The organism is Mesorhizobium sp. B2-1-3A (assembly GCF_006442655.1).
GTDB lineage: Bacteria > Pseudomonadota > Alphaproteobacteria > Rhizobiales > Rhizobiaceae > Mesorhizobium.
This window is the reverse complement of record NZ_VFWK01000001.1, coordinates 546,597-564,974: the sequence shown is the minus strand read 5'-3', so window position 1 is coordinate 564,974 and position 18,378 is coordinate 546,597. Positions and strand designations below refer to the sequence as shown.

Here is an 18,378-nt window from a genome sequence, read left to right as displayed (position 1 = left end):
AAGGTGACTGTCTGAATGCGCTTTCTGTTTGTCCTGATCCTGCTGGCCGGCACCGGTATAGGCCTTATCTATCCCTGGGCGATGACCAATTTTTCCGGCCGCGAAATCGGCACCTGGCGGGTCTATGAACAAGGCCGCTTCAAACCGGTGACCGTGTCGCTCTCGGGCCGCGACGCGCCGGTGCGGGCATTGGTCGACTTGACGGCGAGAGCCGAGCGCATCGTTTCGCAGCAACGCACGGTGTTGACGCTGACCGCCGCCACCAATGGCCGCACGGTGCTTGCATCGACGTTGCAGTTCAACCATGTCGACAACCCGCGCCAGGCCAGCCCGCAACTGCCCGACAAGATCTTTCGCGACGAGGCGGGCGTCATCGCGCCCGTCAGTCCCGGCCCGTATGTGTTCACCGTCGGTCCGGGCGACGCCGAGGACATACCGATGCGGGCGGTCGACCTTGTGCTGCGCTCCGGTGTCGGCGAGGCCGACCGTCGTGCGCGGCCGGTCGGCTTCTCGCTGATGGCGGTCGGCCTGATCGGGTTCCTGCTGTCCCGGCGTTCCGGTGGTGGCCGGCCGGACAATCCGAACTCGCAACCGCCGCCGCCGCGCTGGGGCAGGGGACCCAAGTGAACTATCGCCACGCCTACCACGCCGGAAACTTCGCCGATGTCGTCAAGCATGTCGTGCTGACGCGGCTGCTCGACTATCTCAAGCAGAAGGACAAGGCTTTTCGCGTCGTCGATACCCATGCCGGCATTGGCCGCTACGATCTGTCGTCGCTCGAGGCGCAGAAGACCGGCGAATGGCAAGGCGGCATCGGCAGGCTGATCGATGCCTCGTTCGACGCCAGGGCGGGCGCGTTGCTGGCGCCCTATCTGGAGGCTGTGCGGTCGCTCAATCCCGGGGACGGCGTGAAGAAATATCCGGGTTCGCCGATGCTGGCGCGCCATCTCCTGCGCAAGCAGGACCGGTTGTCGGCGATCGAACTGCACCCGAAAGACGCCGCCAAGCTGAAGGCGGAATTCGCCGGCGACTTCCAGGTGAGGGTGATGGAACTCGACGGCTGGCTGGCGCTCGGCGCGCATCTGCCGCCGAAGGAGAAGCGCGGCCTGGTCCTCATCGATCCGCCGTTCGAGGAGGAGGGCGAGTTCGGCCGTCTTGTCGACGGGCTCATAAGGGCGCACAAGCGCTGGCCCGGTGGCATTTACGCGCTATGGTATCCGATCAAGGACCGCAAGGCGATCATCGCCTTCAGGAAGGCGCTGAAGCAATCCGGCATCCCGAAAATCCTCGACATCGAATTCGAGATCCGGCCGGCCTCTTCTGAGCCCAGCCTCGATGGCAGCGGCATGGTCGTGGTCAACCCGCCCTTCACGCTGGAAGGCGAATTGCGAACGCTGTTGCCGGCCCTCCACAAATTGCTTGCGGTGGAAAAGCCGGCGCACTGGTCGCTGGAGTGGCTGGCCGGGGAGCAGGCGGGCACGGCTTGAACGCTGTCGGCCGAGGCGCTGCTATGCTCCGGTGGCGGCCAGTGCCGACGGCGTGATGCCGGACAGCCGCCTGCTTTCGCGTATCAAATGGGCCTGATCCGCATAGCCGGCCTCGACCGCCAAGACAGCGGTCGAGGCATTGCCGGATGCCTGCCGCAGACGCCGGAAACGATGGAAGCGAAGGATGCGGTCGAGCGTCTTGGGGCCATAGCCGAAACTCTCCTCGAAACGGCGACGCAGCGACCGCTCGCTCATATGCAAGCTGCGCAGCAGGAACGGCACCAGCGGCTTGCCGGCCGGCAGCCCCCGGTCGATGACGTCGAATGCATTGCCCATGACCACATCGGGCGCACGGTGTTCTTGCGTGTATTCCCCGATTGCCTTCTCCAACTGCCCCGCCAGCCAGGCAAGATCGTGCGTGTCCCGCACGCGGCATGCCAGATGGCGCGCCATGGTGCCACAAAGGTCACCGAGGTCGAGGCGTTCTCCGACGATCCGGTTGGCCGGCACGCCCAGCCACGCGGCGGCCACTCCTGGCCGGAATCTGAATCCGACAATCGTCGCTCCTGACGGCAATACCTCGATCTGCGGCTCCCGGTCCGGCCCCGCGACCCGGAACCGGCCGTCGATCCACTGCAGGTCGATCGTCGCATCCGGCGTTATCACGACAGGTGGAGCGTCCTTGTCCTGCATGCGGTGGATCCAGACGGACGCGAAGACGGCACCCAGCCGCCTGTCTGCCGGGCGTTCCCGGAAAAAGCCGGTGGTCTGCGCCAGTACCGCTTCCATCCCTTCAGCCATCATCCGTCTGCTTGGCCAGCAATCATAAGCTCGCCGTTCGGCTCGCGCTCTCCGCCATTTTGGCCGAAATCTTCAATTTGCGCCGCTCCAGCCGTGGCAAATCACATGAAGCCTTCCGCTGGCATTAGCGACCACATCCGCGCTGACGTCACCGCGCAAGTCCTGAATATAGAAGGGAGAAATCAATATGAAAGCTCGCATCAGTGTCATCACGCTTGGTGTCGATAGTCTGGAAGCTTCGCTCGAATTCTACCGAAACGGACTTGGGCTTCCGACCGAGGGCATCATCGGCAGGGAGTTCGAGCACGGCGCCGTCGCCTTCTTCGATCTGCAGGGCGGCTTGAAGTTCGCGATCTTCGAACGTCCCAACATCGCCCGTGACGCCGGCATCGGCCAGACAGACCGAAGCCCGACCGAGTTCACCATCGGTCACAACGTCACGAGCGAGGCTGAGGTTGATGCCGTGATGGTGCAGGCCGTCAGGGCAGGCGCCCGTCTCGTCAAGCCGGCCCAGAATACGTTCTGGGGTGGCTATGCCGGCTATTTCCAGGACCCGGACGACCATCTCTGGGAGGTCGTCTTCAACCCAGCCTTTCTTCCGGAAGACTGATGCTGGAGAGGAACGTGTAGCCGGTAGGTACGTTGGTAGACGCTTCAGCTGGTTTCTGGAAACCATTGTCTGAGCAACCGCTTGACCGACGCCAAGCGAATCCGCACAGTGCGCGCAATCGACCTTGAGAGGCTGTCATGACTCGCTTCGCCAAATCCGCACTTGCTGCCCTGATTTCGCTCTGTACCCCGCTCGCCGCGCCTCTTGGCATTACCCATGCGGTCCAGGCGGCTGACCTTGGCGTCTATTCGGACGACGATGGCGGCGTCTGCGGCCAGCCTTGGGTGCTGAGCAAGATCACCTCCCGCTTCTCCTACCAAGTGCATCATGTGCCGCATCTGCCGGATGTGCAGATCACCGACTTCCGGCGCATCCATCAGCACCGCTATCTGCCGGCAGACGACACCTGGCCGATCGGCCGCCGCTACTGCGGGGCCACCGTCAGCCTCTCCGACGGGCGCGACCGGTCTATCTGGTACCTGATCGAGGAAGGCCAGGGCTTTGCCTCGATCGGCGACAATGTCGAATTCTGCGTCTCGGGCTTCGACCGCTGGATGGTCTATAACGGCCGCTGCCGCGTCCTACGCTAAGGGTGTGTTGATATTCAGGTGAGGCCGGCCTGCAAACGGTAGCTTCCTGCGCTTCCGGTGCTCTCGTACTTTGAGTACGCTCCGCTCCGATTCTCGGAAGCTACCGTTTTCGACTCGGCCTGACCTGAATCTCAGCACACCCTAAGCGCGATCTTCCAAATTCTCGATTTTCTTTAAGGCCTGCGGCTTGATCAGCCGCAGGCCTTTTCCGTGCCGTGTTGACAGACGGTGAGATCCATCGCATAGGTATGAGACAGACCTGTCTCATCACTTGGTGCGCATCATGACGCCGTCGCCTGTCTCCGACAAACGCCAGCACGTCGTCGAAACCGCCTACGCGCTGTTCAAGCGTGCCGGCTTCCATGCCACCGGGATCGACCGGATCATCGCCGAGGCCGATGTGGCCAAGATGACGATGTATCGCCATTTCCCCAGCAAGGATGAACTGATCGTCGCGGTGCTCGACTATCGCGCCAGGCGTTTTGACGAACAGCTCGACCAGCTTGCGCGGGAGAGCATGACGCCGGAGCAGAAGATCGCGAAGATTTTCGACTGGCATGGCCGCTGGTTCCGTAGCCCGGATTTCCACGGCTGCCTGTTCGCGCATGCGCTGGCTGAGTTCGGTGACCCGCAGCATGCCGTATTCAAGGCCGTCGCCAGGCAGAAGGACGGCTTCAAGCAGCGCATGCGATCGATCCTCGCGCAGGTGATGCCGCGCGGGCGCGCCGAGAACGTGGCGGCGACGCTGTTGATGCTGATCGAAGGGGCCACCCTGATGGCGCAGATGGGGCAGGCGGGTACTGCTCTTCGTGAAGCCCGCAAGGCGGCCCTGGACATCATCGCTGCCTCGCGCAGACCGCAATGAGTCCGCTGGTCGTCGGCCTCGCGCTGTTCGCGGCGATCCTGCACGCGAGCTGGAACGCTTTCCTGCGAACAGGCGCCGACAGGTTGTGGACCGTCACCGTCATGAGCTTCTCCAGCACGATGCTGGCCATTCCCCTGGCAATCCTCAACGGTTTTCCGGCCACGTCGGCCTGGCTCTATGTCGGGCTCTCGGCTTGCCTGCAGGTTGGCTACAGCGTGTTCCTGGTGGCCGCCTACAGACATGGCGAATTGGGACAGGTCTACCCGATTGTTCGCGGCAGCGTGCCTCTGCTCGTCACCCTTGGCGGCTTCCTGCTGGCCGGCCAGCAGCTCACCGTTCTGGAGACCGTCGGCGTCGCCCTGGTCGGTGGCGGCATCATGGGGCTTTCGCTCGGACGAGGAAGAGCCGCCGCGACATCGATCCTCTATGCGCTGGCAACGGGAGCTATCATCGCCGCCTATGCGACGGTCGATGCAATCGGCGTTCGCGCGGCGGGCAATGTCGGCGCCTACACCGCCTGGGTCCTGCTGGCCTATGGCGCATTGCTGCCGGCGACCTTCGTCGCCAGTCGTGGCCGGCTTGCTGTCGACCCGCGGGGGCCGGAGACCTGGAAGGCACTGGGCGGCGGCCTGTTCGCGCTTCTGGCCTATGGCGTCGTGGTGGCGGCCTTCGCGCTCGGACCTGCCGGTCCGATCACCGCGATCCGCGAGACCAGTGTCGTCTTCGCGGCTTTCATCGGCCGGCTGTTTCTCGGCGAGACGCTGACACCCCGGCGGGTCGGCGCCTGCGCCGTCGTGGCGCTCGGCGCCATCTGCCTCGGCTATCAGCCGTGACGAAATCCATGCGCCTGCCTTATACGCGGGGCGCCACCGTCGTCGCGACGCGCCAACGGTGTTTGCTCAATTGCAGTGCTATTTCCCGCGCCGCGTTGCCTGCGCCTGATCGATGATCTTGCGAAGAAAGGCAATGTGACCGCGAAAGGCCCGCCGCCCGATCGTTGTTGCCTTGACCCGTGTCTGCGGCCGTCGCCCGACGAAGAGCTTTTCAATATCGACATAGCCCGCCCTGGCCAGCGTATCGAGGTGTGCCCCGAGATTTCCATCGGTGGCTTCGACCATGATCTTCAACTGGGTGAACTCCAGCGCCTCGCGCCTTTCCAGCGTGTTGAGGATGGCCATGATCCTGAGCCGTGTATTCTGATGGATGATGTCGTCGGCGCTCATCGATGGGCTCCAATGCGGCAAGGCCTTGGATTGTCGTCATGTGGCACGGCGCTCTCGGAAAGCGGCAGCGCCACTTGCTTCTTGCGCGATCGACAAAGCGCAATCGCATCTTTGCAGAATACTCTGTCATGCAGAGCTGTCTGTCAATTGGAGGTATCGATGCATGCTTGACAAGGTGATCCTCAGATCGGTCGCCGTATCGCGCTCCTGATCCGCATAGACCGTTCGCTTGCGGAAGATGATCGCCTCGATGAGGTGGAAGGTCATGATATTCACGGCCGACGATCATACGTAAAGTTGCTCGCTAGTCTTCGGAGTTCGATGGTAGGCTCGCATCGAGAATGCCGGTGTCAAATTGCCGGTGGTATCAGAAGATCAGCGACGGATTTTTGCGATGATGAGTGCGATCGCGTCTCGATCTCAACGAAAATTTAAGCTGAGAAAATCATACCATTGCTTCGCTGGCTAGCGAGCCGCGAGTCAGATATGCATTGCGCGCCGGGGTCATTCACGGCCATCGGCATAACGTGAAGGGGCATGACATGGCTAAGCAGTCATCTAAAGCGCCGGCTTCCAAAGCACCGGCAAAGAAAGCACCCGCAAAAGCAGTCGCGGCGAAGGCCGCAACGGCAGTGAAGAAAGCAGCGCCTGCGAAGGCGGCGGCAAAGCCCGCAGCAAAGCCCGCAGCGAAAGCAGCACCGGCCAAGAAGCCGGCAGCGGCCAAGGCTGTGGCGAAGCCCGCAGTGAAGAAGGCGGCGCCCGCCAAGGCAGCGGCAAAGCCTGCAGCGAAGGCAGCACCGGCGAAGAAGCCTGCGGCCAAGGCGGCGGCAAAACCCGCGGCCAAGAAGGCAGCGCCCGCCAAGGCTGCGGCAAAGCCCGCCGCGAAGGCAGCGGCAAAGCCGGCTGCGAAAGCAGCAGCGGCCGCTACAAAGCCCGCGGTGAAGAAAGCCGCCGCGCCGAAGGCCAAGGCAGCGCCTGCAAAGGCGAAGGCTCCGGCCAAGAAGTAGACCGGTCGTTGGGGCGTCGCGTGTCCTTCGGGGCTCGGCAAGGACGCTCTGACGAACTGGATCGAAGCAAGTCCGGCAGCGGGTTCAGCCCTCGGGGCTGAACATCGGGATCAGACCGAGGGGGCAAGCAAAGCGAGGCGCCGGTTGGCTGCCTCGCTCGCCCGTTGAACTGTCTCCTTGTCGCGCTTGGCGAAGGCCCCGGCGCAGTGCCTGGTTGGTGAGATGCGAATGCAGGTTTGAAGATAATCAGCCTGCTGCCGTAGCTTGCTCGTGTTTCCAACATACCACTCTGTAGGCTATGCTTGGGGCGGAAACCGCAATCGGTTTCTGGCAGCTCTTTTTTTGCGCTCTGGCGGTTGATCGCAAGTGCCCGTCCAGTCAACACTGGACGTCCGCAACAGGAAACCGATCATGTCGAAGCTGCTCTACGCATCCACCTCTCCCTACAGCTCCAAGGTCAGGATGGCTGCGGCCTATGCCGGGATAGAGATCGATCTGGTGCCGGTCAAAACCGAGGACCGACCGGCCGAATTGATCGGTGCCAATCCGCTCGGCAAGATCCCGGTGCTGGTGCTTGATGACGGCCGTTCGATCCACGACAGCCGCGCTATTACCCAGCACCTCAACCGGATTTCGAAGAACGCGTTGTTTCCGCGCAATCCCGACAAGCGGCTGGAGGCGGAAGTACTGGAGGCGCTGGCCGACGGCATTTGCGATTGCGCGCTGTCGATGGTCTATGAGCGCCGCACCCGGCCTGAGGAGATGGTCTATCAGCCCTGGCTCGACCGGCAGTGGGCGAAGATCACCTCCGCTCTCGACCTGCTCAACGCCAACCCGCCGAAACTGCCGAAGAAGATCACCGCCGGCCAGATGGCTCTGCGGGCTTGCCTCGGTTATCTCTCACTGCGCTTTACCGGCAAATGGGAAAAGGGCCGCGGCCGGTTGACCCGCTGGGCGGCGCGTTTCGACGAGAAATTCCCGGAGTTGAAGTCCGCGATCCCGGGTTGACCGGCGGCCACAAAAAAAGCCGGGCGCAAGGCCCGGCTTTTTCGTGTCGTGGCTTGAACGACTTAGAACTTCATACCGACGCCGAAGGTGACGCGGTTGTCGGTGGCCTTGACCTTGCCGATACCATCGAAGCTCTTGCTGCCGAAGTCGGTGTAACGATACTCGACACGGCCGAAGACATTGTCGGTCAGCTTGATGTCGGTGCCGACGCCCGCGGTCCAGCCGATCATCGTGCCGGTGTCGCTGGCGAGGAGGTCGGAGTCTTCCACCTTCAGGCTTCTGCCGGCGAGACCGCCAGTGCCGTAGAGCAGGATTTCCGGGGTCACTGCATAGCCCAGACGGGCACGCAGCGAACCTTCGAAGCCACCCTTGGAGTGGATGCCATTGTCGTCACCCTTGACGCCGTTGTAGCCGAGTTCGGCTTCACCGCCGTACACGAAGTTCTCCTGCTGCCACTGATAGCCGCCGAAGACGCTACCGACGAAACCCTTCGTGCTGGTGTCGAAACCGGTATCCTTTTCCTTGGTACGGCCGGAGAAGCCATAGCCGAGGTTGATACCGGCATAGGGGCCGGCCCAGGATGCCACAGGCAGTTCGGCAACCGGAGCGGGTGCCGGCGGCTCTTCCTGAACGACGTCCGCGGCATAAGCGGTTCCACCGAGGGCGAAGAGCCCGAGCGCGACGGCCAGCGGCCGTGCGAATTTGAGATTGGCTTGCATTGTTCTTTACTCCTTAAGCCACAGGACACAGGCTTGTTTCTTACGATCGCCATCAACCCGTCCGGGAGGTGAAACGGATCTGGCGTTCGTCGGTTCCAAATGTCGTGTCAAAATGCGGCTGAAGCGAACCTGAACTTGGGTCATTCCCCGGCACGAATGAGGCAGAACCTTGACGTTGCATCTTCGCAACAGCGAAATGTCAGCAGCTTGGCCATGTTGCGCTGCACACCGCTTGGTGCAAGGAGTCCAGCGCCCTATATGGGGATATGACTGGCCTTGGTATGAGGCGAGTCTGAATGTCCGCCAGGCGGTTTCGCCACAATGTTGCCCCAGGTGCGAACGCCATTTAACGGATGGCGGGCCATATTTTGCCGGCGCCGTCTTTTCGTGCCGAAATTGAGGATTGACTGAAGATGAGCAAAGCCACCGCGGCGCTGGTGACCGGCGGGGCGAAACGGATCGGCAAGGCGATCGTCGAGGACCTCGCCAGCCATGGTTTTGCAGTCGCCATCCATGCCAATCGCTCGCGCGGTGAGGCTGACGCCTTGGCCGCGGGGATTAACCAGTCCGGCGGCCGCGCGGCGGTGGTAAGCGCCGACCTGACCGATATGAATGCCGTCAGCGACCTCGTCGGTCAGGCGGAAGTCGCGCTGGGGCCCATCTCGCTTCTGGTCAACAATGCTTCGCTCTTTGTCGATGATTCAGTTGACGATTTCGACTGGCAGGCCTGGGACCGCCACTTTGCCATTCATGTGAAGACGCCGGCGCTGTTGGCGCAGAATTTCGCCCGCGCCTTGCCGGAAGGGCAGGAGGGGCTGATCGTCAACATCATCGACCAACGCGTCTGGCGGCCGACGCCGCGCTATTTTTCCTATGCGCTGTCCAAATCCGCCCTGTGGACGCAAACGCGGATGTTGGCGCAGGCGCTGGGCCCAAGCATTCGTGTCAACGCGATCGGTCCGGGGCCGACGTTGAAGAACATGCGCCAGGATGATTCCGATTTTAACGCACAGGTCGCCGGCCTGATCCTGAAGCGCGGCCCGGAATTGCCTGAATTCGGCGCCACCATCCGCTATCTCTGGGATGCGCGCTCGGTCACCGGTCAGATGATCGCGCTTGATGGCGGCCAGCATCTTGCATGGCAGACGCCCGATGTGACAGGCATGGCGGAATGAGTCCACTGGATCACAAAAGCAAGGCGCGCGGCGGCGCCGATGATCTTCCTCCCGAAATCGACCTCGAGGACGAGGCGCTGGAGGAGATCGTCGAACCAGTTGGCCCGGATGTCGCCTTCACGGCCATCGACTGGACGCCGCATGCCGGCGATGCCGAAGGCATGGTCGGCGCCGAGGTGATCCAGACGCTGGTCAAGCGGCTGCCCAATGCGCCCGGCGTCTACCGCATGATGAACGCCGCCGGCGACGTGCTCTATGTCGGCAAGGCGCGGAGCTTGAAGAAGCGCGTCACCAACTACGCGCAGGGCCGGTTCCACACCAACCGCATCGGCCGCATGGTGCGCGAGACGTCGACGATGGAATTCGTCGTCACCCGCACCGAGATCGAAGCGCTGCTGCTTGAGGCCAACCTTATCAAGCGCTTGCGGCCGCGATTCAACGTGCTGATGCGGGACGACAAGTCGTTCCCCTACATTCTGTTGACCGGCGACCACGCCTCGCCCGGCATTTACAAGCATCGCGGCGCGCGGTCTCGCAAGGGCGACTATTTCGGCCCCTTTGCCTCGGCCGGCGCCGTCGGCCGCACCATCAATTCGCTGCAGCGCGCCTTCCTGCTGCGCAGCTGCACCGACTCTTTCTACGAGAACCGCACGCGGCCATGCCTTTTGTACCAGATCAAACGTTGCGCCGGCCCCTGTACCGGCGAAATCTCGCATGAGGGCTACGCCGAACTGGTCTCCGAGGCGAAGGATTTCTTGTCTGGCCGTAGCCAGAAGGTGAAGACCGAGATTTCGGCCGCCATGCAGCAGGCGTCCGAAGACCTCGATTTCGAGCGCGCCGCCATCTATCGCGATCGGCTGGCGGCCCTGTCGCACGTGCAAAGCCATCAGGGCATCAACCCGCAGACCGTCGACGAAGCCGATGTCTTCGCCATCCATCAGGAAGGTGGCCAGGTCTGCATCCAGGTCTTTTTCTTCCGCACCGGCCAGAACTGGGGCAACCGTGCCTATTTCCCCAAGGCCGACCCGGCACTGGAGGGATCGGAGGTGCTGGGCTCGTTCCTGGCGCAGTTCTACGACGACAAGCCGACGCCACGCACCATTCTGCTGTCGCGTGGGGTCGAAGACCAGGAGCTGCTGGCCGAGGCGCTCTCCACCCGCGCCGGCCGCAAGGTGGCGATTTCGGTGCCGCAGCGCGGCGAGAAGAAGGACCTGACCGACAACGCCCTTCAGAACGCCAGGGAGGCGTTGGGCCGCAGGCTGGCCGAAACGTCGACGCAAGGGCGATTGCTTGCCGGTTTCGCCGAGACCTTCGGGCTGGCCAAACCCCCGGTGCGCATCGAAGTGTACGATAACTCGCACATCATGGGCACCAATGCCGTCGGCGCCATGGTGGTCGCGGGGCCGGAAGGTTTTGTCAAAAACCAGTACCGGAAATTCAACATCCGCTCGACCGAGATCACGCCGGGCGACGATTTCGGCATGATGCGCGAGGTGATGGAGCGGCGCTTTTCGCGGCTGCTCAAGGAGCATGGCGATGTTGCCGTGGCCGACGACGCCGCGGCAGGCGAGGCGGCCGATGATATCGACGACGACATCTCCGGCAGCTTCCCGGCCTGGCCCGACGTCATCCTGATCGACGGTGGTCAGGGCCAGATGACGGCGGTGCGCAAGATTCTCGCCGATCTCGGCATCGAGGACCGCGTCGTGGCCATCGGCATCGCCAAGGGCCAGGACCGCGATGCCGGCCGCGAACGTTTTTTCGTCAGGGGCAGGGACTCGTTTTCGCTGCCGGTGCGCGACCCCGTGCTCTATTTCGTGCAGCGACTGCGCGACGAGGTCCATCGCTTCGCCATCGGTTCGCACCGGGCGCGGCGCAAGAAGGAAATGGTCAAGAGCCCGCTCGATGAGATTGCCGGCATCGGTCCCGGCCGCAAGCGGGCGCTGCTGCTGGCATTCGGCACCGCCAAGGCGGTCAGCCGTGCGGCAATCGAGGATCTGAGGAAAGTCGACGGCATTTCCGAACAGGTCGCCAAGCTGGTCTACAATCATTTTCACGAAAGTTGAAAAATTCGGCAGTTTCAGCTGGTCAGTCGAATCTGGCCTGTTGACCCCCTACATTCGCTTCTGATTTGAGTACGCAGGCAGAAAGAGTCCCCCAGACATGGCCCAGCGCGCGTTCAACTTGCCCAACATACTGACCTACGCCCGCATTATCGCGGTGCCGCTGGTGGTGCTGTGCTTTTTTCTCGAAGGCCATCTCAAATCCAGCGACTTCGCCCGCTGGTCGGCGCTGATCATTTTCCTGCTCGCATCCATCACCGATTATTTCGACGGTTATTTTGCGCGCGCCTGGCAGCAGACCTCCAACATCGGCAAGATGCTCGATCCGATCGCCGACAAGCTGCTGGTCGCCACGTGCCTTTTGCTGCTTGCGGCCGACACCGATCGCCATGCCGGCATCGCCGGCTGGTCGCTCTGGGCGGCAATCATCATCCTGTGCCGCGAAATCCTGGTTTCGGGCCTGCGCGAATATCTGGCGGCGCTCAAGGTCTCGGTGCCCGTGACGCAGCTTGCCAAGTGGAAGACCACCATCCAGATGGTCGCCATCGCCTTCCTGCTGGCGGGGCCGGCCGGCGACAAGATATTCCCGCTGACCACGCAGACCGGCCTGGTGCTGCTGTGGATCGCGGCGCTCGTCACGCTCTACACCGGCTACGACTATTTCCGCGCCGGCCTCAAGCACATCATGGATGAGTGAGATGACGACCCGTCTCATCTATTTCGCCTGGGTGCGCGAACGGATCGGCACATCGGAGGAAGACGTTGAATTGCCGGCGGGCATCGAGACGGTCGCCGACCTGTTGCGCTGGCTGCAATCGCGTGGCGAGGGCTACGAGCAGGCGCTGCAGTATCCCGACGTGATTCGTGTTGCCATCAATCAGGAACATGTCGACCACCGCGAGAAGATTTCGGGCGCGCGCGAGATCGCGCTGTTCCCGCCAATGACCGGGGGCTGATACCCATGTCGGCCGTCCTGGTGCCGAGCGTGCGCATCCAGCGCCAGGATTTCGACGTCGCCGCCGAAATTGCCGGCATGACGCAAGGCCGCGCCGATATTGGCGCGGTGGTCACATTCTCCGGTCTTTGTCGGGATGAGCAGGGTGCCCTGTCCGCACTTGAGCTCGAGCATTATCCCGGCATGGCGGAGGCCGAGATTGGTCGTATCGCCGCTGAGGCGGTTCAGCGCTGGCCGCTGCAAGGCCTCACCGTCATCCACCGCCATGGCAAGATCGTCCCGGGTCAGAATATTGTGCTGGTGGTGGCCGCCTCCGCCCATCGTCAGGCGGCGTTCGAGGCGGCGAATTTCCTCATGGATTATCTGAAGTCGCGTGCACCCTTCTGGAAGAAGGAGCACCGCGCCGATGGCTCCGAGGGCGGCTGGGTCGAGGCCAAGGAAACCGACGCCCAAGCGGCAGGGCGCTGGAAATCGCCTTCCGAATAAATCCCTGTCGCAGCCATGCATTGACCGCAATCCTTTGGCCAGATGGACGGCGTGGTCAGCTATTGGCAGCCCGGGGATTGGCGATCCCGGGCAAGGGAGGTGGTCATGCTGGACAGGCTCGCGGAGTTCTTCGTCTTCGGTTTCGTGCCTCTGATCATCGGTATCCTGGCGGTGCCGGAACTGTCCGTGGCCGCCGAAAAGGCGGTGAGGGGCGAGGTGATCTATCGCGAGCGCATCGCCCTGCCGCCCAGCGCCGTGCTTTCCGTCCAGCTTGTCGATGTCTCGCTGGCCGACGCGCCGGCCAGGGTCATCGGCGAGCAGACTATCAAGCCGACCGGCCAGGTGCCGATCAGCTTCGAGATCAAATTCGATCCATCGGCGATCCGGTCACAGATGACCTATGCGCTGCAGGCGCGGATCACTGTCGACGGCAAGTTGATGTTCATTTCCGATGTGCGCCATCAGCTCGATCCGCTGACCGACGCGCCGCAAACCATCATGCTCAAGATGGTCGCGTCAGGCACAGAGCCGCCGGCTTCCGTCTTTGGCCAGCTCTGGGTGGTCGACTATGTCGACGGCATCGGCGCCATCACCGCGCCGCAGGCGACGTTCAGGATCAGCGAGGCCGGCAAGGCTGGCGGCAGTGGCCCCTGCAACGCCTATTTTGCCACGGCGAAGGTCGATGGCCAGGCGATCGCGATCAGCAATATCGGTTCGACCTACAAGGCCTGCGCGCCCGAGGTGATGGCCGAGGAAAAGGCGTTGTTCGGTGCCCTAGCCAGGGCGGCTTCCTACAAGGTCGATGCCGGCAAGCTCACCATATCGGACAAGGACGGCCGCGAAATCCTTCGCTTCAGCGCCGCGAGCTGACCGCCAATGAAAAAGGCCGGCGAGATGCCGGCCTTTTCGCATGAGACTTGGCGATGTCGGCTCAGCCGACGATCTCGGTGTCCGAGAACCAGTACTTGATTTCCTGCGCGGCGGTTTCCGGCGCGTCGGAGCCGTGCACCGAATTCTCGCCGATCGACAGCGCATGCACCTTGCGGATGGTGCCTTCGGCGGCGTTGGCCGGGTTGGTGGCACCCATCACTTCGCGGTTCCTGGCAATGGCGTTCTCGCCCTCCAGAACCTGGACGATCGTCGGAGCCGAGGACATGAACTCGACCAGTTCGCCGAAGAACGGGCGGTCCTTGTGGACGGCGTAAAAGCCTTCTGCCTCGCGGCGGCTCATCCACACACGGCGCGAAGCGATGACGCGCAGGCCGGCATCTTCGAGCATCTTGGTGATGGCGCCGGTGAGGTTGCGCCGGGTTGCGTCCGGCTTGATCATGGAGAAGGTGCGTTCGAGCGCCATGGGTCGTCCTTGTCTGAGAATGGAATTGAGAGTGGCGGGCTCTATACAAGCCGCCCGCCCCATTGCCAAGGGGTGAGGAGCGGTCCGCGAAGCGGACGGAAAGCCAATTGCTTGGCTTTCCGAGCGACGAACGCCCGCAGCGGTAGCGAAGGGCCGGGAACCGGTCCGCGAAGCGGACGACGAACGCCCGCAGCGACAGCGAAGGGCCGGGCCGGCGGGACGCTTCCATGTCAGCCGGGTGCTCCCTGGGCCGGATCAGACGGCTGCACAGCAACGCTTTGCTTGCTATAGTCGCGTATCGGCGCCGCGCTGAAGTCGGCCCGAATGGAGACAACATGACCATGGCAGACGATCGTCAGGAGCGCATTCGCAATCGCGCACATCAGATCTGGCAGGAAGAAGGGCAACCAGCCGGTCACCACGAACGCCATTGGCACCAGGCGGCGGCCGACATCGATCGGGAGGACGCGGGCAAGCCGTCGGCGGCCAAGACGCCAGCCAAGAAGGCATCTGGCGCTGGCAAGGCAAAGGCCGCGACCAAGGAAGAAAAGGCCGCCACGAAAGCCAGCAAGCCGAAAACCAGCAAGCCAAAGAAGGCGGCCAAGTAAGGCCAGCTATCCCGCCGCTGATTTCGCCATGGATTGACGGCGCCCGATCTGCCTTGAGGGCAGGGCAGGTGTTTTGCGGCCGTCACGCCGCCGCAGCCACCTTTCGTCCCAGCCCGCCATGCAGGTCGAGGCAGCGGCTGAACCATTGCGCCACCACGTCGCTGTTTTCGAGCAGCTGATAGGGCGTGGCAATGCGCGCCCATTGCAACGCGCCGAAGACGATATAGTCCGCAAACAGCGGCGAGGCACCGCCGATGAAGGGCTGATAGCTCAGCATCGAGCGCAGCGGCTCAAGCGAGGCCCGAAACGCCGCCAACCCGCCGTCGCGTGCCGCGACGACATCTTCCAACTGCTTGCCGAGACGCTGTTCCCGGCTCTGCCGGAAATATACAGCGTTCTCTTCGTCCTGCATGGCATGGAGGTCGGTGAGCGCGGCCGTGGTGATGTAGGGATGGATGGTCAATTGCGACCAGCGCTCGATGAAGCGCGCCATCGCCTTGCCGCCTTCGCCGCCAAACAGCGTCGGCCGGTCCGGATAGGCTTCGTCGAGATAGAGCGCGATGGCGAAGGAATCGATGACCACCTTGTCGCCGTCGCGGATCACCGGAACGCTTTTCGAAGCGCCGCCTTCTATGGTGGGGACCTCGAGAAAACGCGTCGGTGCAGTTGAGACATCGAGCCCCTTGTGGGCAAGCGCCATCGTTGCCTTCCAGCAATGCGGGCTGAACGGACGGCTCTCGTCACGCCCGACGAGATCATAAAGCAGAATGGTCATTGGCGCGGGTACCTTTGCAGTCTGGAGCAATTCCAGGAAAAGTGCGAGCGGTTTTCCGTTCGGAATTGCGTCAAAACAAGGCTAGAGCAATTCGCCGTTTCCGTGAAACGGTGAATTGCTCTAGGTATCGCTCCCGACACCCCGAGACGGGGCGGCGGGAGAAAAGATGAAACAGCACTTCATGATGTTTGCGGCGTACAATCAATGGGCCAATGGCCGCATCTATACCGCCGCCGCCGATCTCGATGAGGAGGAATTCAATCGCGATGTCGGCGCCTTCTTCGGCTCGCTGATGGGCACGCTCAATCACCTGCTCGCCGCCGATCGCATCTGGATGAAGCGCTTCACCGGCGAAGGCGACGCGCCGACGGCACTGGACGCCGTGCTGCACCGCGCCTTGCCGAATTTGAGAACGGCGCGCGAGGCGGAGGACCGGCGGATCATCGACTGGCTCGCCGGCTTGAGCGACAAGGCGCTGTCGGGCCGCTTCACCTATATGACCGTATCGGACATGCGCACCGTCTCGCAGCGCCTGGCGCCAGCGCTGGCTCATGTCTTCAACCACCAGACCCATCATCGCGGTCAGGCGCATATGATCCTGACGGTTCTCGGTCGCCCTTCCGTGCAGCTCGATCTGGCTCATTTCCAGCGCACCGAGGAGGGCAGGGCTTTCGCCTGATCCAGTTCGAAAGCGGGCGGTTCGCCTCGTCATCGAGGGACGAATGAGGGTCGATCCGAACTTCAGACGGCCTCAGCAGCCAAGTCTCTGATTTCGCTATCCAATTGACGTTGCGTCAGGGCCGCTTCCGCCATGACCCATTGTTTGAACAGCTGCACCTTGCGTGCGGCAAGGCTCTTGTGCGGGGAGACGAAATACCAGCCGGCCGTGTTCGGGTGGTGGACGGCAAAGGGAGCGACCAGCCTTTCGGCGCGGATGTCGCTGGCCATGTAGGCGCGGTTGGCGACGGCGAAACCCATTCCGGCATTGGCCGCCTCGTAGGACATCATGCACGAGTCGAAATAGATGCTCTTGGTCTCGCTGAGCACGAAGCTGGCACCGGCGAAGGCCAGCCAGGATTGCCAGTTCTGGGTGCAGGTATCGGAATGCAACAGCGTGAAGAGCTTGAGGTCGTCCGGTGTCACCTTCGACAGCGGCTTTTCGCCGAGTACCTCATGGAACAGCTTGCGGCTGCACACCGGCGTCAGGTCTTCCCGAAACAGCAGATCGGATGGCAGCCCGTTGAAGTGGCCGTCGCCATAGCGGATTTCGAGATCGAAATCGGAGGTCGTGAATTCATGCGTGGCATAGGAAGTCGAAACCCGCATCACGATATCGGGATATTGCCGCTGAAACAGCGGCAGGCGCGGAAACAGCCAGCGTGCGGCAAAGGTCGGCAGCACGGATATTTTCAGCACATGCTCTTGCGATTGCCCGGTCGCTTCCATGCTGGCCGCAACGATTCGCTCCAGCGCCTCGCGAACGCGCGAGACATAGGTCTCACCCTCCGGCGTCAGCGACACCGCATTGCCACCGCGTTGGAAAATCTTGAAGCGCAGCTGGTCCTCCAGGCTCTTGACGCGCTGGCTGACCGCGGAAGCGGTGATGAACTGCTCTTCGCCCGCACGCGTGAAATTGCCGTGCCTTGCAGCACTCTCCACGATTTTCAGCGAATTGAGGTTGACCTGACTGAGCAGACGCACGGCTTTCGACCTTAAGCTGGGCTTACGGTAGCACTAGCATTCCTAATTTTACAGGGGGGACTAATTTAATCGACTGTTAACCAAGTGTTTGCCCCCACTTGGAGAAGTACAATGAACGCACACACCATACCCGAACTGCGCTATGCGATGAGCCGTGAGGCCATTATCGGACATGAAACCGCCTGGAAAGTGTCGAGTTTCGGCGTTGCGCAGTATCTGCATGGCTATGATCCGGCCCTGCTTGCCGCAATCGAGGAGGCTGCCCTGAAGCTCAAGGCCAGCCATGCCGTGCACAAGCACCTCGACCTGACCTTTATCACCGGCGCTGACCGTTTCATCCCCGAAATCAGGGAATTGCTGCACGACAAGCTGCGCCTGGAGCGACTGTCCGACATGATGGGCACGAAGCTGGAGCCCTATCCGCTATCGATCGTCGGCTCGACCGTCACCTTCATGAATCCAAGGGACGGCGCCGTCGAGTGGCATTGCGACGGCGTTCCGGTCACCGAACTCATTCCGCTGTCGATCAGCAATCCGCTGGTCGGCGGCCATCTCGAGATCTATTGCGACGATTCCGAGACCGGTCGGGCCCTCCTCGAATCCGGCCGCGAGATTCCGCGCAACCGCATCATGCGCATCGATCACAAGATGAACTACGCGACACTCGGGCAGTTCCTTGGCGTGCTGCATCGCACGGCGCCGATCCAGTATGGCGAGCGCGTCACACTGGTGCTCAACCAGCGTTCGGTGGCCAAGCCCTATGTCGACGACAACCGCATGTTCTATCTTGCCGCCGACAACGACCACGACCGCGAGTGGGTCAATGAACTCGCCGAAGATGTCTGGACCAACCAGTTGCCTGCCTATCGCCGGTTCGAGGCGGAGCATCCGACGCCCGCCCCAACAGCCGAAGCACAGGTTCCGGGCGGGGCACGGGAATCATGGTAGCGA

24 protein-coding genes are annotated in these 18,378 nt (G+C 62.4%); 17 read left to right on the top strand and 7 right to left on the bottom strand.

Annotated features, from left to right (window positions below; genetic code table 11):
• Positions 1-15 precede the first annotated feature (15 nt).
• The gene (locus tag FJ977_RS02895) at positions 16-627 is read left to right on the top strand and encodes a hypothetical protein (RefSeq protein WP_140768375.1); all 612 of its coding nucleotides are present in this window, start codon (positions 16-18) and stop codon (positions 625-627) included.
• Entirely contained in the window at positions 624-1,487 is an 864-nt protein-coding gene (locus tag FJ977_RS02890; RefSeq protein WP_140768373.1) for a 23S rRNA (adenine(2030)-N(6))-methyltransferase RlmJ, read from the top strand. Before FJ977_RS02895 ends, FJ977_RS02890 begins: the two co-directional genes overlap by 4 nt.
• Positions 1,488-1,508: 21 nt before the next feature.
• Here the strand turns inward: FJ977_RS02890 and FJ977_RS02885 are convergent, their stop codons facing one another.
• A complete protein-coding gene (locus FJ977_RS02885) occupies positions 1,509-2,288 on the bottom strand; it encodes an AraC family transcriptional regulator (RefSeq protein ID WP_246682805.1) in 780 nt (259 codons plus the stop codon).
• 187 nt (positions 2,289-2,475) lie between these two features.
• Here FJ977_RS02885 and FJ977_RS02880 point away from each other — a divergent pair, with 187 nt between their 5' ends.
• From FJ977_RS02880 to FJ977_RS02865, 4 genes are all read left to right on the top strand, one after another.
• A complete protein-coding gene (locus FJ977_RS02880) occupies positions 2,476-2,898 on the top strand; it encodes a VOC family protein (RefSeq protein WP_140768371.1) in 423 nt (140 codons plus the stop codon).
• 137 nt (positions 2,899-3,035) lie between these two features.
• Complete coding sequence (locus FJ977_RS02875; RefSeq protein ID WP_140768369.1) at positions 3,036-3,488, top strand: hypothetical protein; 453 nt, start codon at positions 3,036-3,038, stop codon at positions 3,486-3,488.
• A gap of 283 nt (positions 3,489-3,771) precedes the next feature.
• The gene (locus FJ977_RS02870) at positions 3,772-4,353 is read left to right on the top strand and encodes a TetR/AcrR family transcriptional regulator (protein ID WP_140768367.1); all 582 of its coding nucleotides are present in this window, start codon (positions 3,772-3,774) and stop codon (positions 4,351-4,353) included.
• Positions 4,350-5,186, top strand: coding sequence for a DMT family transporter (locus FJ977_RS02865; RefSeq protein ID WP_140768365.1), 837 nt, complete (start codon positions 4,350-4,352; stop codon positions 5,184-5,186). Before FJ977_RS02870 ends, FJ977_RS02865 begins: the two co-directional genes overlap by 4 nt.
• Positions 5,187-5,264: 78 nt before the next feature.
• On the opposite strand, the gene FJ977_RS02860 is transcribed toward FJ977_RS02865, so the two are convergent.
• Together FJ977_RS02860 and FJ977_RS35670 are read right to left on the bottom strand one after the other, a co-directional pair.
• Complete coding sequence (locus FJ977_RS02860) at positions 5,265-5,576, bottom strand: transcriptional regulator (RefSeq protein ID WP_140768363.1); 312 nt, start codon at positions 5,574-5,576, stop codon at positions 5,265-5,267.
• Between the two features lie 126 nt (positions 5,577-5,702).
• Positions 5,703-5,843, bottom strand: coding sequence for a hypothetical protein (locus tag FJ977_RS35670; protein ID WP_181179525.1), 141 nt, complete (start codon positions 5,841-5,843; stop codon positions 5,703-5,705).
• Between the two features lie 365 nt (positions 5,844-6,208).
• Here FJ977_RS35670 and FJ977_RS02855 point away from each other — a divergent pair, with 365 nt between their 5' ends.
• Together FJ977_RS02855 and FJ977_RS02850 are read left to right on the top strand one after the other, a co-directional pair.
• Positions 6,209-6,583, top strand: a complete 375-nt coding sequence (locus FJ977_RS02855; RefSeq protein ID WP_181179522.1) for a hypothetical protein — start codon at positions 6,209-6,211, stop codon at positions 6,581-6,583.
• 411 nt (positions 6,584-6,994) lie between these two features.
• Complete coding sequence (locus FJ977_RS02850) at positions 6,995-7,591, top strand: glutathione S-transferase (RefSeq protein WP_140768358.1); 597 nt, start codon at positions 6,995-6,997, stop codon at positions 7,589-7,591.
• A gap of 62 nt (positions 7,592-7,653) precedes the next feature.
• On the opposite strand, the gene FJ977_RS02845 is transcribed toward FJ977_RS02850, so the two are convergent.
• Complete coding sequence (locus FJ977_RS02845; RefSeq protein ID WP_140768356.1) at positions 7,654-8,310, bottom strand: outer membrane protein; 657 nt, start codon at positions 8,308-8,310, stop codon at positions 7,654-7,656.
• Between the two features lie 413 nt (positions 8,311-8,723).
• Between FJ977_RS02845 and FJ977_RS02840 the strand changes: the two genes are divergently transcribed.
• From FJ977_RS02840 to FJ977_RS02815, 6 genes are all read left to right on the top strand, one after another.
• Complete coding sequence (locus FJ977_RS02840; protein ID WP_140768354.1) at positions 8,724-9,485, top strand: SDR family oxidoreductase; 762 nt, start codon at positions 8,724-8,726, stop codon at positions 9,483-9,485.
• Positions 9,482-11,551, top strand: coding sequence for an excinuclease ABC subunit UvrC (gene uvrC, locus FJ977_RS02835; protein ID WP_140768352.1), 2,070 nt, complete (start codon positions 9,482-9,484; stop codon positions 11,549-11,551). Before FJ977_RS02840 ends, uvrC begins: the two co-directional genes overlap by 4 nt.
• A gap of 97 nt (positions 11,552-11,648) precedes the next feature.
• Positions 11,649-12,245: a CDP-diacylglycerol--glycerol-3-phosphate 3-phosphatidyltransferase gene (gene pgsA, locus FJ977_RS02830; protein ID WP_140768350.1), complete on the top strand. Its 597-nt coding sequence runs from the start codon at positions 11,649-11,651 to the stop codon at positions 12,243-12,245.
• 1 nt (position 12,246) lies between these two features.
• A complete protein-coding gene (gene moaD / locus FJ977_RS02825) occupies positions 12,247-12,504 on the top strand; it encodes a molybdopterin converting factor subunit 1 (RefSeq protein ID WP_140768348.1) in 258 nt (85 codons plus the stop codon).
• 5 nt (positions 12,505-12,509) lie between these two features.
• Entirely contained in the window at positions 12,510-12,989 is a 480-nt protein-coding gene (locus FJ977_RS02820; RefSeq protein ID WP_140768346.1) for a molybdenum cofactor biosynthesis protein MoaE, read from the top strand.
• A gap of 105 nt (positions 12,990-13,094) precedes the next feature.
• The gene (locus FJ977_RS02815; RefSeq protein ID WP_140768343.1) at positions 13,095-13,859 is read left to right on the top strand and encodes a YbaY family lipoprotein; all 765 of its coding nucleotides are present in this window, start codon (positions 13,095-13,097) and stop codon (positions 13,857-13,859) included.
• 61 nt (positions 13,860-13,920) lie between these two features.
• Here the strand turns inward: FJ977_RS02815 and ndk are convergent, their stop codons facing one another.
• Positions 13,921-14,343, bottom strand: a complete 423-nt coding sequence (ndk, locus tag FJ977_RS02810) for a nucleoside-diphosphate kinase (RefSeq protein ID WP_010915217.1) — start codon at positions 14,341-14,343, stop codon at positions 13,921-13,923.
• A 335-nt stretch (positions 14,344-14,678) separates the two neighbouring features.
• Here ndk and FJ977_RS02805 point away from each other — a divergent pair, with 335 nt between their 5' ends.
• On the top strand, positions 14,679-14,951 hold the full coding sequence (locus tag FJ977_RS02805; RefSeq protein ID WP_140769693.1) for a DUF2934 domain-containing protein: 273 nt from the start codon (positions 14,679-14,681) through the stop codon (positions 14,949-14,951).
• A gap of 82 nt (positions 14,952-15,033) precedes the next feature.
• Here FJ977_RS02805 and FJ977_RS02800 read toward each other — a convergent pair whose 3' ends face one another.
• The gene (locus FJ977_RS02800; protein ID WP_140768341.1) at positions 15,034-15,726 is read right to left on the bottom strand and encodes a glutathione S-transferase family protein; all 693 of its coding nucleotides are present in this window, start codon (positions 15,724-15,726) and stop codon (positions 15,034-15,036) included.
• Positions 15,727-15,892: 166 nt separating this feature from the next.
• On the opposite strand from FJ977_RS02800, the gene FJ977_RS02795 reads away from it, so the two are divergent.
• Positions 15,893-16,405 (top strand): DinB family protein, encoded by a 513-nt coding sequence (locus tag FJ977_RS02795; RefSeq protein WP_140768339.1) that lies wholly within the window; start codon positions 15,893-15,895, stop codon positions 16,403-16,405.
• Positions 16,406-16,467: 62 nt separating this feature from the next.
• On the opposite strand, the gene FJ977_RS02790 is transcribed toward FJ977_RS02795, so the two are convergent.
• Positions 16,468-17,427, bottom strand: coding sequence for a LysR substrate-binding domain-containing protein (locus FJ977_RS02790; protein ID WP_140768337.1), 960 nt, complete (start codon positions 17,425-17,427; stop codon positions 16,468-16,470).
• Between the two features lie 111 nt (positions 17,428-17,538).
• Here FJ977_RS02790 and FJ977_RS35665 point away from each other — a divergent pair, with 111 nt between their 5' ends.
• Positions 17,539-18,375: a hypothetical protein gene (locus tag FJ977_RS35665; protein ID WP_181179519.1), complete on the top strand. Its 837-nt coding sequence runs from the start codon at positions 17,539-17,541 to the stop codon at positions 18,373-18,375.
• The last annotated feature ends 3 nt before the right edge of the window (positions 18,376-18,378 follow it).

Excerpts from the sequence above, each read along its gene's own strand:
- FJ977_RS02895 (WP_140768375.1), top strand. The coding sequence starts at position 16 with ATGCGCTTTCTGTTTGTCCTGATCCTGCTGGCCGGCACCGGTATAGGC.
- FJ977_RS02885 (WP_246682805.1), bottom strand. The coding sequence starts at position 2,288 with ATGGCTGAAGGGATGGAAGCGGTACTGGCGCAGACCACCGGCTTTTTC.
- FJ977_RS02880 (WP_140768371.1), top strand. The coding sequence starts at position 2,476 with ATGAAAGCTCGCATCAGTGTCATCACGCTTGGTGTCGATAGTCTGGAA.
- FJ977_RS02875 (WP_140768369.1), top strand. The coding sequence starts at position 3,036 with ATGACTCGCTTCGCCAAATCCGCACTTGCTGCCCTGATTTCGCTCTGT.
- FJ977_RS02870 (WP_140768367.1), top strand. The coding sequence starts at position 3,772 with ATGACGCCGTCGCCTGTCTCCGACAAACGCCAGCACGTCGTCGAAACC.
- FJ977_RS02865 (WP_140768365.1), top strand. The coding sequence starts at position 4,350 with ATGAGTCCGCTGGTCGTCGGCCTCGCGCTGTTCGCGGCGATCCTGCAC.
- FJ977_RS02860 (WP_140768363.1), bottom strand. The coding sequence starts at position 5,576 with ATGAGCGCCGACGACATCATCCATCAGAATACACGGCTCAGGATCATG.
- FJ977_RS35670 (WP_181179525.1), bottom strand. The coding sequence starts at position 5,843 with ATGACCTTCCACCTCATCGAGGCGATCATCTTCCGCAAGCGAACGGTC.
- FJ977_RS02850 (WP_140768358.1), top strand. The coding sequence starts at position 6,995 with ATGTCGAAGCTGCTCTACGCATCCACCTCTCCCTACAGCTCCAAGGTC.
- FJ977_RS02845 (WP_140768356.1), bottom strand. The coding sequence starts at position 8,310 with ATGCAAGCCAATCTCAAATTCGCACGGCCGCTGGCCGTCGCGCTCGGG.
- FJ977_RS02840 (WP_140768354.1), top strand. The coding sequence starts at position 8,724 with ATGAGCAAAGCCACCGCGGCGCTGGTGACCGGCGGGGCGAAACGGATC.
- uvrC (WP_140768352.1), top strand. The coding sequence starts at position 9,482 with ATGAGTCCACTGGATCACAAAAGCAAGGCGCGCGGCGGCGCCGATGAT.
- pgsA (WP_140768350.1), top strand. The coding sequence starts at position 11,649 with ATGGCCCAGCGCGCGTTCAACTTGCCCAACATACTGACCTACGCCCGC.
- moaD (WP_140768348.1), top strand. The coding sequence starts at position 12,247 with ATGACGACCCGTCTCATCTATTTCGCCTGGGTGCGCGAACGGATCGGC.
- FJ977_RS02820 (WP_140768346.1), top strand. The coding sequence starts at position 12,510 with ATGTCGGCCGTCCTGGTGCCGAGCGTGCGCATCCAGCGCCAGGATTTC.
- FJ977_RS02815 (WP_140768343.1), top strand. The coding sequence starts at position 13,095 with ATGCTGGACAGGCTCGCGGAGTTCTTCGTCTTCGGTTTCGTGCCTCTG.
- ndk (WP_010915217.1), bottom strand. The coding sequence starts at position 14,343 with ATGGCGCTCGAACGCACCTTCTCCATGATCAAGCCGGACGCAACCCGG.
- FJ977_RS02805 (WP_140769693.1), top strand. The coding sequence starts at position 14,679 with ATGACCATGGCAGACGATCGTCAGGAGCGCATTCGCAATCGCGCACAT.
- FJ977_RS02800 (WP_140768341.1), bottom strand. The coding sequence starts at position 15,726 with ATGACCATTCTGCTTTATGATCTCGTCGGGCGTGACGAGAGCCGTCCG.
- FJ977_RS02795 (WP_140768339.1), top strand. The coding sequence starts at position 15,893 with ATGAAACAGCACTTCATGATGTTTGCGGCGTACAATCAATGGGCCAAT.
- FJ977_RS35665 (WP_181179519.1), top strand. The coding sequence starts at position 17,539 with ATGAACGCACACACCATACCCGAACTGCGCTATGCGATGAGCCGTGAG.